This window comes from Micrococcaceae bacterium Sec5.1, assembly GCA_039636795.1.
GTDB lineage: Bacteria > Actinomycetota > Actinomycetes > Actinomycetales > Micrococcaceae > Arthrobacter.
The window spans coordinates 3,890,098-3,901,919 of sequence record CP143430.1 but is presented as its reverse complement, the minus strand read 5'-3'; the positions used below and the strand labels follow the sequence as shown (position 1 = coordinate 3,901,919).

14 protein-coding genes are annotated in these 11,822 nt (G+C 61.0%); 7 read left to right on the top strand and 7 right to left on the bottom strand.

Features of this window, described 5'->3' with window-relative positions; translation table 11 throughout:
* Window positions 1-20: 20 nt before the first annotated feature.
* Window positions 21-647 carry a TetR family transcriptional regulator C-terminal domain-containing protein gene (locus VUN82_17755; GenBank protein ID XAS70920.1) on the top strand — a complete coding sequence of 209 codons (627 nt, stop codon included), beginning with the start codon at window positions 21-23 and terminating at the stop codon, window positions 645-647.
* A gap of 128 nt (window positions 648-775) precedes the next feature.
* Window positions 776-1,387 (top strand): hypothetical protein, encoded by a 612-nt coding sequence (locus VUN82_17750; GenBank protein ID XAS70919.1) that lies wholly within the window; start codon window positions 776-778, stop codon window positions 1,385-1,387.
* A gap of 4 nt (window positions 1,388-1,391) precedes the next feature.
* Here VUN82_17750 and VUN82_17745 read toward each other — a convergent pair whose 3' ends face one another.
* Complete coding sequence (locus VUN82_17745; GenBank protein XAS70918.1) at window positions 1,392-2,234, bottom strand: hypothetical protein; 843 nt, start codon at window positions 2,232-2,234, stop codon at window positions 1,392-1,394.
* A 13-nt stretch (window positions 2,235-2,247) separates the two neighbouring features.
* Entirely contained in the window at window positions 2,248-3,261 is a 1,014-nt protein-coding gene (gene dapD / locus VUN82_17740; GenBank protein ID XAS70917.1) for a 2,3,4,5-tetrahydropyridine-2,6-dicarboxylate N-succinyltransferase, read from the bottom strand.
* A gap of 105 nt (window positions 3,262-3,366) precedes the next feature.
* On the opposite strand from dapD, the gene dapE reads away from it, so the two are divergent.
* Window positions 3,367-4,497: a succinyl-diaminopimelate desuccinylase gene (gene dapE / locus VUN82_17735; GenBank protein XAS70916.1), complete on the top strand. Its 1,131-nt coding sequence runs from the start codon at window positions 3,367-3,369 to the stop codon at window positions 4,495-4,497.
* Between the two features lie 89 nt (window positions 4,498-4,586).
* Here the strand turns inward: dapE and VUN82_17730 are convergent, their stop codons facing one another.
* The 4 genes from VUN82_17730 to VUN82_17715 form a co-directional block, all read right to left on the bottom strand.
* A complete protein-coding gene (locus VUN82_17730; GenBank protein XAS70915.1) occupies window positions 4,587-5,450 on the bottom strand; it encodes an amino acid ABC transporter permease in 864 nt (287 codons plus the stop codon).
* Window positions 5,447-6,097: an amino acid ABC transporter permease gene (locus VUN82_17725; GenBank protein XAS70914.1), complete on the bottom strand. Its 651-nt coding sequence runs from the start codon at window positions 6,095-6,097 to the stop codon at window positions 5,447-5,449. Before VUN82_17725 ends, VUN82_17730 begins: the two co-directional genes overlap by 4 nt.
* Window positions 6,098-6,193: 96 nt before the next feature.
* Window positions 6,194-7,075 (bottom strand): glutamate ABC transporter substrate-binding protein, encoded by an 882-nt coding sequence (locus tag VUN82_17720; GenBank protein XAS70913.1) that lies wholly within the window; start codon window positions 7,073-7,075, stop codon window positions 6,194-6,196.
* A gap of 76 nt (window positions 7,076-7,151) precedes the next feature.
* Window positions 7,152-7,907, bottom strand: a complete 756-nt coding sequence (locus VUN82_17715) for an amino acid ABC transporter ATP-binding protein (GenBank protein XAS70912.1) — start codon at window positions 7,905-7,907, stop codon at window positions 7,152-7,154.
* Window positions 7,908-8,070: 163 nt separating this feature from the next.
* Here VUN82_17715 and VUN82_17710 point away from each other — a divergent pair, with 163 nt between their 5' ends.
* The 4 genes from VUN82_17710 to VUN82_17695 all read left to right on the top strand — a co-directional run bounded on the left by VUN82_17710 (window position 8,071) and on the right by VUN82_17695 (window position 10,938).
* On the top strand, window positions 8,071-8,910 hold the full coding sequence (locus tag VUN82_17710) for a TIGR00730 family Rossman fold protein (GenBank protein ID XAS70911.1): 840 nt from the start codon (window positions 8,071-8,073) through the stop codon (window positions 8,908-8,910).
* 18 nt (window positions 8,911-8,928) lie between these two features.
* Window positions 8,929-9,270 (top strand): DivIVA domain-containing protein, encoded by a 342-nt coding sequence (locus VUN82_17705; protein XAS70910.1) that lies wholly within the window; start codon window positions 8,929-8,931, stop codon window positions 9,268-9,270.
* 80 nt (window positions 9,271-9,350) lie between these two features.
* Window positions 9,351-10,541, top strand: coding sequence for a hypothetical protein (locus VUN82_17700; protein XAS74730.1), 1,191 nt, complete (start codon window positions 9,351-9,353; stop codon window positions 10,539-10,541).
* Window positions 10,542-10,770: 229 nt separating this feature from the next.
* Window positions 10,771-10,938 carry a DUF3117 domain-containing protein gene (locus VUN82_17695; protein XAS70909.1) on the top strand — a complete coding sequence of 56 codons (168 nt, stop codon included), beginning with the start codon at window positions 10,771-10,773 and terminating at the stop codon, window positions 10,936-10,938.
* A gap of 123 nt (window positions 10,939-11,061) precedes the next feature.
* Here VUN82_17695 and VUN82_17690 read toward each other — a convergent pair whose 3' ends face one another.
* Window positions 11,062-11,694 carry an O-methyltransferase gene (locus VUN82_17690; GenBank protein XAS70908.1) on the bottom strand — a complete coding sequence of 211 codons (633 nt, stop codon included), beginning with the start codon at window positions 11,692-11,694 and terminating at the stop codon, window positions 11,062-11,064.
* Between the last annotated feature and the right edge of the window lie 128 nt (window positions 11,695-11,822).

The window sequence follows — 11,822 nt, the reverse complement described above, 5'->3', positions numbered from 1 at the left end:
GTTCGTGCTAAAAAATACTGGTGCCCAAAATTGTTGATGCCGAAGCCCGGCGCCAGGAAGTTGTCCAAGCTGTCTTCAGGATCATCGCAAGCGACGGTTTGGAACGGGCATCCCTTCGTGAAGTAGCTGATGAAGCCGGGCTGGCCGTAGGCTCCGTTCGGCACTATTTTGCCAGCAGCGACGAGCTTCTCGTGTTCTCCTTTGCCTCCGTCATCGACCGTCTTAGCGGTCGGCTGGAGTCAGCTTTGCTTGCCGTTGAAGGCGAAACCCCGGGCAGCGCCGGGCAGCACGCCGCGGTGTTGAACCTCTTGGGCCAGTTCCTTCCCTTGGACGAAGAACTCGCCGTGGACGCCTGCGTTTGGATGGCCTTCCGCCACGCTGCCCGGATAAAGCCGGTCCTTGCTCCCGAAGCCGAACGCAGTCACCGCGTGGTCGCTGCCATTGTGGGACGCCTCATCATCCTGTTGAGCCCCGGCGAAGCCACCGCCCCACAAAGCCTTGTCACAGAGGCTGAACGGCTCCTGGCCACCATGGACGGCCTGTGCATGCACGCGCTGCTCCAGCCCGAATGGATGACGGCCGAGATGTGTAGTGACGTCCTCACGGCCCATCTGGCGGCTTTCGCTCCGGTGCCGGCTACGCCGTAGCTTGTCTCCCGGGCTCCCCACAGGACGACGATGTGCCGCCAGCAAGCAGTGCCTCCCGCACCGTTACCGTAGCAAGCCAACGGGAATAGACTGGGACATGTCGGGAACCTGCCAAGGGAGGAATTCGGATGCATGAGTCAGGCGGCTCTGGATGGCGCATCACCATGGACACGTCCGGGCCGATGCTCATCGCCCTGTACTTGCGCGACGTAGCTGGACTCGACGGTGCCGGAAAACCGTTACTGTCCCACGCTGCTCCCAAGGTCCGCCATGCCGATCATAGCCACCTCACCTCGGATGTGGGTGGGATCCACGCCCTCAAAACCGAGTGGGAGGCCTGGTGGGAGAAGCTCGTGAAGACCTATCCCAACCCGGCACTTGAGCTCGCGCCCCCCAGTTTCAAGGCCTTCGGCAATTCTCCTGCCCTGCAGCGTGTCCTGCAGGCACACTTTGGTTCGGCTTTGGGATGGGCAACGGACAGGATCGATGAATACGCGAAGATCGAGGCAGAGCGCGAAGCCAACGGGGTTACGGGAGTCCTGAACGAGATGGTGGAGGATAGGCTCCTGGAAGTTGGCCGGAGCTCGCGGGACTTTGATCTCACCATTATCGAGTTGCCGCTCAACGAGCCGCGGGCCTGGTACTTGGAGCCCAGCACCATGATCATGAGCCACAGGCTGCTGTCCGAGCCTGAAGTCTTCCGCAGCTATGTCCAGCCCGTGGTGGAGATGCTCGCCTAAGGAGTCAGGTGGTAGGTGCCGAGACGGTGATGGTCACTGACTCAGACGGTGCGGCCGATGCAATCCACCCGTCGCGTTTTTCCCGATTCCACGTCTGACCACCAACATCCACTTGCGTGATGGAGAGGGACTTGGCGTTGGCTACCGCCCAATGGGCAACTGCCCAGGCTTGCGTACCAGTGATATCCAGTTGCACCGAGCGGCCCTGGACTGTGGCCGGCTGGGAGCCGAACGCCGTCGTCAATTCCTCCACGACGGCGGCAGGGTCGCCGGCCGCTTCGGGCATGCGGAGTTCACAGGTCAGCGCGGATTCCGAGTGCCCGGTGAGGGCAGAAGCGAAGGCGCGCCCCATGTTCTCGTGCTGGGCGTATGCCCGGGGGAACGCGGAGCGCTGGACCTGCTGGGCTGCCTGTGTAATTTCCATGGTCTCGTAACCGGGAATTTTGATGAGGCCGTTATAGAAGGCGTTCGTCGCATAGACAGGGTCCATGACCTGTGCCTCGGTTCCCCAACCTTGGGATGGCCTCTGTTGGAACAAACCCCGCGAATCAGGTCCTGCATCGTCGCCGTAATTGATGTTCCGTAGCTTGGATTCCTGCATCGCGGTGGCGAGGGCGATGCTTGCAGCCCTTGGTGGAAGTCCGCGCTGAACGGAGATGGCCGTGATGAGCGAGGCGTTGGCCGCTTGGTCGGTAGCCAACTCGTAGCTTTCGGACCCCGTGACGGCGAGGCAGCGCTCCGAGACCAGGGTCTCGGAGCGCTGCAGTATGGCAACTATCGCGTAGATAGCACCGGCCACCAGGGCCAGCGCCAGCACCGCAACGATGGCGCGGCGGAACCGGCGCATTGCTTGTCTCCTGCTAATTGGCGTGCAGCGCCTCGTTCAACTCCACGGTCTGGCCCTTGCGGGGCAGGACTTCCACACCACCGGTGGTGGAGTTGCGGCGGAACAGCAGGTTGGGAACACCGGAAAGCTCGACGGCCTTGATGATCTTGCTGGTGTCTTCGCCGTTTTCGTCCTTGGGGCCGGGCACCCGAACGCGGGTTCCTGCGGTGACGTACAGGCCGGCTTCCACCACGGAATCATCGCCGATGCTGATGCCGACACCGGAGTTTGCGCCAAGCAGTACCCGCTCGCCCAAAGCGATCTTTTCCTTGCCGCCGCCGGAGAGCGTACCCATGATGGAGGCGCCGCCGCCGACGTCCGTCCCGTCACCGGCCACCACTCCAGCGGAGATGCGGCCTTCCACCATGGACGTCCCGAGGGTTCCAGCGTTGAAGTTCACGAAGCCTTCATGCATCACCGTGGTGCCTTCGGCGAGGTGCGCGCCCAGACGGACGCGGTCGGCGTCGGCGATCCGAACACCCGTGGGAACCACGTAATCGACCATCCGCGGGAACTTGTCCACGCCGTAAACCACTACATTGCCGCGCTTACGCAGGCGAGCACGTGTCATTTCAAAACCTTCGACGGCGGCTGGGCCGAAGTTGGTCCAGACGACGTTGGGGAGCTTGCCGAAGACGCCGTCCAGGTTGATGCTGTTCGGCTTGACCAGGCGGTGCGAAAGGAGGTGCAGACGCAGGTAAGCATCGGCTGTATCTGCCGGGGCGGCGTCGAGGTCGATCTGTGCGAAGACCACCTTCTGCTCCGTGCCGCGATCGGCGTCTTTGCCATCGTCAGCCAGGGCAGTGAGTGCGGGATCGGCGTTCTCAACGTCACGAAGGGTTTCAGCGGCTACACCCAGGGCCGGTGCCGGGTACCAGACATCCAGCACGGTTGCTTCCCCGGAAGGCGAGGTGGCGATGGTGGCGAGGCCGAATCCGTAGGCTGATCGGTGGTTTGCGGGCACAGCAGAGGAAGCAGTTTCAGTCATGGCCCCAGTGTATCGATCGCCCGTGGCGCGGCTGAAACCCGTCTCACCCGCAAAGGTCGCATTTGTTGCCCGAAACACAGCTGCCCGGGGAGTTAAGGTGGAGTGGTGACCCTTAACCCTGCCCCCGCCCTGCTGGACCTGCGCCAGGACGTCGCCTTGCTGACAGCCGCGCTCATCGATATTAACAGCGTCTCGGGCAACGAGACCCCGCTCGCCGATCTCGTGGAGGCCGCCCTGCGCGCCATTCCCGAATACACCGTTGTGCGCGACGGCGATGCCATCATTGCCCGCACCGAACTTGGCCGCGCAGAGCGCGTCATCCTCGCCGGACACCTGGACACTGTTCCGCTGCCCACAGTGGAAGGCTCACTGGGCACCGTTCCGGCAACGTGGGAGTCGGGCATCCCCGGGGAGGGTGTGCTCTATGGCCGGGGGACCACCGACATGAAGGGCGGCGTTGCCGTGCAGCTCGCACTCGCGGCGACCCTCTTCGACGACGGCAGCGAGCCGGACAAGGATGTCACCTTTGTCTTCTATGACCACGAGGAAGTGGAGGCCGTCAAGAGTGGCCTGGGCAGGCTGGTCCGCAACCATGGCGACCTGCTCCTGGGGGACTTCGCTATTCTTCTTGAGCCCACACACGGCACAGTTGAAGGGGGTTGCAATGGAACCAGCCGGTTCGAAGCGACCACTATCGGTGAAGCGGCCCACTCGGCCCGCGCTTGGATGGGCAGCAACGCCATCCATGCGGCGGCACCAATCCTCGCCCGCCTCGCGGCCTACGAGCCCCGGACGATCAACGTGGACGGCCTCGATTACCGGGAGAGCCTCAATGCGGTGAAGATCAATGGCGGCACGGCCGGTAACGTCATCCCTGACCGCTGCGTGGTGGAGATCAACTACCGCTTCGCTCCGGACAAGACGCCGGATCAGGCGGAGGCCCACGTGCGGGAGCTCCTGGAGGGATTCGACGTCGTTCGCACAGACGCTGCTGCCGGCGCACGGCCCGGACTGAACCACCCGGCAGCTGCGTCTTTCGTGGCCGCAGTCGGCGCGGAACCAAAGCCCAAATACGGTTGGACCGATGTCGCACGTTTCAGTGAGTTGGGCATCCCGGCCGTAAACTTCGGGCCCGGCGATCCGTTGCTGGCGCACAAGGACAATGAACACGTCGACGCCGATGCCGTCCGTGAGTGTCTTCGTGCGCTGCGGACGTGGCTGGTCGCTAAGGTCTAAAAGCACTCTAAAAGCACATGAAGAGAAGGTCCGCAGCCGAATGAACGGCTGCGGACCTTCTCTTCATGACTAAAGGAATGTTCCCGGTACTACTTCGTTTCAGGTCCAGGAACGTTGACCTCGAGGTCGACGGTCTTGATGGCCGAAGCCATGCCGCCTGCGGCCTTCTTGGAGCCTCGCCGTTCGATCCAGATCGCAAGCCGGGAAACCGACAAGTTGATCAGGATATAGATTGCCGCTCCGACGAAAAACGCGGAGAACAACAGGCTGGGCTCCAGGTCTGAGATCAGCTTCACCTTACGCAGCAGTTCCTCGTAGGCCACGATGTAGCCAAGCGAGGTGTCCTTCAGGAGGACGACCAACTGTGCAATGAGTGACGGGAGCATGCGGCGAATTGCCTGGGGAAACTCGATGCTCATCCTGGACTGGAAGCTGCGCAGGCCAATGGCCAAACCGGCTTCGCGTTGTCCCTTGGGAAGTGACTGGATACCCGCCCTCAGAATTTCGGCGAAGATCGCTGCGTTGTAGAGGACCAGGCCACTGACGACAGCAGTGAAGGGGGTCGTAGCAAACACCAGGAGCACGAAGAGGATCATGAGCACCACTGGCATGCCGCGGAGGAACTCAAGCACCACCTGTGTGGGAACCCGAATCCAGGAGATCAGGGAAATGCGGAGCAGGCACAGCGCCACTCCAAGGGGAAAGGCAATGACGGCCGCAACGCCGGCTGCCTGCAGGGTGGCAAGGACGCCATAGCCGAGCTGCGTCCAAACGTCCTTGGCAGATTCATTAACAAAGACTTCCCAACGGGAGGCGTTGAATATGCCCTGCGAAGACAGAATGACAATGGCTCCCACCACGCCACCGGCAATGATGATGGACCCGACAACTGAACCAATGAGGGAAACGCGGCGGGCCTTGGGGCCCGGTACGTCATAGAGAACCGAAGTCATCGGGCAATCGCCACCTTTTTCTCGACGAAGTGGGCCAACAAGCCCAGGGGCACGGTGATCAGCAGGTAGAAGAATGCCACACCGATCAAGATCCACATGACCGCGTCACCATGGCTGTTTGACAGCTGCAGGCCATAGCCGAAGAGCTCCAGGACAAAGAATGCACCCGCGACGGATGAGTTCTTGACCAAGGCAATCATGATGTTGATCAATGGGGGTATGACGGTCCGAACGGCCTGTGGCAGGACCACCAGGCCCAAAACCTGCGTGAACGTCATGCCGATGCTACGGGCTGCCTCGGCTTGCCCCACCGGGACGCTGTTGACGCCGGATCGAACGGCTTCGGCAACAAATGCTGCCGTGTAGCTGCTCAATGCGATGATGGCGGCGACTTCAAACTGTTCGAACTTGACGCCGAGCCGGGGAAGCACGATTGCGGAGAAAAAGAAAATAATTGTAAGTGGGGTGTTTCTGGCGACTTCAACATAGAACGTGCTGAAGCCCCGTAAGGCTGCCACGGGCGAGACACGCATTGCGGCGAGGAGAGTACCCGCTGCCAGTGCGATCACGCCGGATATGACGGCTAGAAACAGGGTTCGGAGAAATCCGTCCCAATATTGGGGGAGGCTTTCGAAGATGGCGTCCATTGGCTTCCTTCGGCTGCTGCGGAAAGGTAGGGAGTCCTCAAGGTCGGTGGCCGCCGCCCTTCCCCCAAGGGGAGGGCGGCAGCCACCGGCTTCCGACTAGTAGCGGTCGATCTTGGGCAGCTCAGGAGCGGTCTTGATGACCTTTCCTGCTGTTGCTTCCCAAGCCTTCTTGTACGTGCCGTCCTTGGCGAATCCTTCCAACTGGTCATTGATCCAGTTGCGGAAGACCGTGTCATCCTTCTTCAGGCCGATGCCGTACGGCTCCTTCGTGAAGGTTTGGTCCGAAGCCAGCTTGAAGGCGTCCGGTTCCTTGTCAACGTAACCTGCGAGGATCACGTTGTCCGTGGTGACGGCGACAACCTGCTTGTTGCGCAACGGCTCCAGGCAGGCAGTGTAGTTTGCGGCCGGAACCAGTTCAGCACCATACTTTTCGACGATGGTCTTAGCCGGGGTGGAACCCGTTACAGAGCAAACCTTCTTGCCCTTGACGTCCTCGGGTTTGGTGATGGAGTTGTCGTCCTTGTTCACCAGCAGCGCCTGACCGGCTTCGTAGTACGGACCCGCGAATGCGACCTTCTGCTTGCGGGCATCGTTGATCGTGTAGGTGGCAATGACGATGTCAACGCGGCCCTGCTCGATGAACGGTTCACGGTTGGCGGAAACAGTTTCCACCCATTCGATCTTGTCAGGTTCAATTCCAAGCTTGGCAGCGATGGCCTTGCCGATTTCGACGTCGAAGCCGACAGGCTTGCCGTCCAGGCCCTTCTGGCCGAACAGCGGCTGGTCAAACTTGGTACCAATGGTGATCTTCTTGGCCTGGTTCAACTTCGCCATCGTGGTGCCTGCCTCGAAGCTCGCCGAGGCAACAGGCGGAGTGGTGGTGCCACTGCCTCCACCGCAGGCGCTCAGCGAGAGGGCCAGTGCAGCCGAAGCGGCCACCAGGAGAGATTTCCTCCGGGTAATAAAAGCCTTCTTCATGACATTCCTTTCATTGGTTGGCCGGCGTACGGCCTGGATGCGGTCCGTGCGGGCCTGGATGCGGGTCAGCAGGGAGCTAGTGGGTCAGAAGCTTGGACAGGAAATCCTTGGCGCGGTTGCTCTGCGGATTGGTGAAGAATTCCTCGGGTGTTGAATCTTCCACGATCTGGCCATCGGCCATGAACACGACGCGGTCGGCTGCCTTGCGGGCAAAGCCCATCTCGTGGGTGACCACGATCATGGTCATGCCTTCCTTTGCCAGCTGGATCATGACGTCCAGGACCTCGTTGATCATTTCGGGGTCCAGCGCCGAGGTGGGCTCGTCGAACAGCATCACCTTGGGCTTCATGGCAAGCGCGCGGGCAATGGCCACACGCTGTTGCTGGCCACCGGAGAGCTGCGCGGGGAGCTTGGGAGCCTGGTGGCCCACGCCGACACGTTCCAGGAGGGCCATGGCCTCCCTTTCTGCCGTGCCTTTGGCAACGCCCTTCACCTTGATCGGTCCCAGCGTGACGTTCTCAAGGATCGTCTTGTGGGCGAACAGGTTGAAGGACTGGAAGACCATTCCGACGTCGGCACGCAGGTGGGCGAGTTCCTTGCCTTCTTCCGGGAGCTTCTTCCCGTCGATCGCGATGTCGCCGTCGTCGATCGTTTCCAAACGGTTGATGGCACGGCACAACGTGGACTTACCGGAGCCGGACGGCCCGATGACCACGACGACTTCACCCTTCCGAACCTGGAGGTTGATGTCTTTGAGGACGTGCAATTGACCGTAGTGTTTGTTGACGCTGTTCAGGGAGACGAGCGCATCGCCGGACACTTGAGTAGTCATAGGACGAATCTAGCGAACAAAGACACAATTATGACCACGGTCACGGCAAGTTCCTCCAGATCGTGACTGAACAGAAACCTGCCCTCCAGCGATATACCAGACTGCAATGCAAGAACCGCGTCGTAGCGTCTTCGCTTGCATTCATCCGCGCTAGCCTTGGGCAATGAGCATTAGCCAGCACCCGATTCCCAGCCCGGACGCGAATGGCCACGTCGCGGGCGTCCACGTGCCCCTGCCTTCGGAGATTGCACCGGCCAAGCACAAGGGCCCTTTGGAACTGCGACGCAAACAGGCGGACAAGGGAATGTCCGATCAGCATTTGCTGGACACGAGCGGTGCCGGGCAGTTCATCCATACCGATCCCTGGCGCGTCCTGAGGATTCAGAGCGAATTCGTTGAGGGCTTTGGGGCGTTGGCCGATATTGGTCCGGCAGTCAGTGTTTTCGGTTCAGCCCGTACCAAACCGGGAACCGAGTACTACGAGATGGCAGTGGATGTGGGGCGCAAGCTCGCCGAAGCCGGAGTCGCCGTGATCACCGGTGGCGGCCCGGGCTCCATGGAAGCCGCCAACAAGGGTGCTGTGGAAGGCAACGGCGTATCTGTCGGGCTGGGCATTGAGTTGCCGTTCGAGCAGGGCCTGAACCAATGGGTGGACCTGGGCATCAACTTCCGGTACTTCTTTGCCCGCAAGACGATGTTCGTGAAGTACGCCCAAGGATTCGTCGTCCTTCCCGGCGGACTTGGAACCCTGGATGAGCTCTTCGAGGCAATGGTCCTGGTGCAGACACGCAAAGTGACATCGTTCCCGATCGTGCTGTTGGGTGTCCGCTTCTGGGGTCCAATGATTGAGTGGATCCGGGACACTTTGGTTGCTGAAGGAATGGTGTCCGAAAAGGACCTGGACCTGATCCAACTTGTGGATGACCCTGCCGATGCCGTCCACCGGGTGTTGCATGGTGCTCCGCTTCCCGCCACCACCAATGGAAACCAGCGCCCGGAGTAGGCGGCTGTTTCTGGCACGATGGTGGCTGTGAGCTTTTTCCTGGTGTTTGTCGCGATTGTCCTCATTGGTGCCGCATTGTATTTTGGTTCCGGCATCATCCGTGGCGGCTCCGTGGGAGCGGGGCTGGATGACTCCCTGCCCAATTTGCCTCCGGTGCTGCTCCCGGAGAAGGCTGCAGCCACGGACATCGACGCCGTGCGCTTTGCACTGGGGTTGCGCGGTTACCGCATGGACCAGGTGGACCAGGTCCTTGATGAGCTGCGCGACCAACTGGTAGCCAAGGACCGCGAGATCGAGAGACTCAGTGCCTTGGTCCAATCAAAGCTTGAGGATGGCGACGCCAAGCGGACCACACTGTGAGCACCCCTGCACCTACCCGTTTTGGCGGGGAGGGACCCACCGCGCGCCTTTCGCGGGGTATCTCCGCCGCGGGAGCCCGGATGGCACGTTGGCCTTGGTGGCTGCAGGTTTCCTTGATTTTTGTAGTGGCCCGGGTGGTCAGTGCCTGTATCTTCATGGCGGCTGCCGTTCATCAGGGAGTGAATCCATGGTTCCCGCCCGCGCCGGACTACTGGAACTTCATCACTATCTGGGATGGACGCTGGTATGCCCAGGTTGCGGACAACGGCTACCCTTCCCTGCTTCCGGTGGATGCCAACGGGGTAGTCAAGGAGAATGCCTGGGCCTTTTACGCATTGTTCCCGTTCCTGGGGCGGGGACTCAATGCCGTCACGGGCCTCGGGACTCTGCAGTCCCTCACCGCCATAGCAATGATTGCAGGCCTCGGTGCTGCCTTGGTGATCTTCAAACTGTTCAGGGAAGCTGCCAGCCGGCGTACCGCAATGTGGGGCGTCATCTTCGTGTCCACCTTCCCGGTGTCGCCAATTCTCCAGGTGCCCTATGGAGAATCGTTGAACCTCCTGCTGCTGTCCGGCTCGCTTCTCCTGGTGGTCCGGCGACGCTACTTGGCAGCCATACCGGTTGTGCTGTTGATGTGTTTGTCCAGGCCCACTGGAGTCCCGTTCGCCGCGATGCTGGGCCTCCTCCTGGTTTGGCGGATCTGGCAGCGCTTCAGGCCATCCGACGTCGATGACCAGCCCCGGGCAATGGCTTCGTCCACGCCAGAACTCCTGTCCCTGGGCACCCTGGCGCTGGCAACCGGACTCGGAGCCCTGGCCTGGCCGGCTATAGCTTGGGCGGTCACGGGGGATCCAAGCGCCTACACGCGTACGGAAACCGCCTGGCGCGGTCATGACCTGGTGCCCTTCAAACCGTGGTTCGACACCGGAAGGATGCTGTTCGGTCCGGCTCTTGGCGTGTTGGCGCCCTTCGTCTTCGTCGGTTTGTTCGTGCTGCTGATGGTTTCAAAGCCTGTCCGGGCACTGGGAACGGAAATGCGGCTTTGGTGCGCCTGCTACATGGGCTATTTGCTGGTGTTCCTGTATCCCCAGACCAGTACTTTCCGGATGCTCCTTCCCCTTTTCCCGCTTGCCCTGGGTGCAGCGCTGCTGTCCAAGTCCAAGGCATACAGGGGAACCGTCGTGGTCATGTTTGTCCTCCTGCAGATCGTCTGGGTGGTGTGGCTTTGGGCCTGGGCGCCATTGCCGGGAGGTGGAGACTATCCGCCATAACCGGACCACCCGCCGTCGGGAAGTGTCTTTGTTCCGTGTCGGGGTAATTAGTCCATTGATTCGCTACGGACGGGTAAGTACGGGATAATGGAATACGAGCAAGGACAAAAGCACCTAAAAGTGCCCGGCCAAGGCGGCCTCCCAAGCGGTGCCGCCGGCTGCAATTGCGAAGCGGATCCAGCCCGGCCGGGTTGGGCGTGACTTGGGACAAATGGAGGGGATTTTCCTAATGGCGGCTATGAAACCACGTACTGGCGACGGCCCTATGGAAGTAACCAAAGAGGGACGCAGCCTGATCATGCGTGTGCCGCTCGAAGGCGGAGGACGGCTTGTAGTCGAGCTCAATGCCGCGGAGGCGGAGAACCTCAAGGAATGCCTTGTAGGCGTTACCGAATAGATTCATAGGCAGGCTGGATTCAAAAGACCAGGGCCCGGCGAGAGCCGGAGCCCTGCTTTTGTTTAAGCAGCAGCGTCTTTCTTGGGTGCTGTTCTTTAAGAATGTCCGCTAAATGGCAATTGCCTATTTTTTGACAGCCACCAGAAGTCCATCGCCGGTGGGAAGCATCGCAGAGGCCAAGCGGTCGTCGTCGCGAATGGATTTGCCAACTTGCCGAAGAACCACGGTGGTGGAGTCGCGGGCTGCTGGATTTGAGACGCGGTCCTTATCCAGGGCGTCGTTGATCACCAAGGTGCCACCCGTCTTGAGCAAGCGGACAGCTTGTTCAACGTAGCGGGGGAAGTTGGGCTTGTCGGCGTCGATGAAGACAAGGTCATAGGCGGAGTCCGTGAGGCGCGGGAGGACGTCGGCGGCCCTGCCGGAGATGGTCCGGGTCCGGTTGGCGGGGCTGCCGGATTCCAGAAAGGCTTCGCGGGCGGCCTTGAGGTGTTCAACGTCGACGTCGATGGTGGTCAGGACGGCTTGTGGACCCAGGCCACGCAAAAGACAAACACCTGAGACTCCGGCGCCTGAACCAACCTCAACTACTGTCTGTGCCTTTGAAGCCGCGGCAAGGACCGTCAACACCGCGCCAACGCCCGGGCTGATGGGTTTAACCCCCAACTCGAAGGACCTCTCCCGGGCGCGCAACAAGACGTCATCCTCAGCAGGCAGATCTTCTGCATAGGACCAGCTGGTTGACTTGTCGGCACTCATGAAGGGTTCGCTTTCCGCGCGTAGGGGTGTCTATACCAGCCTACTGTGTCCGGTGCTGCAAACCCCGTGTTCGCAGCCGTCCCGGGATTGTGTCTGCAGCAGGATTTCGCCTTGCGTGGAAATTGTGC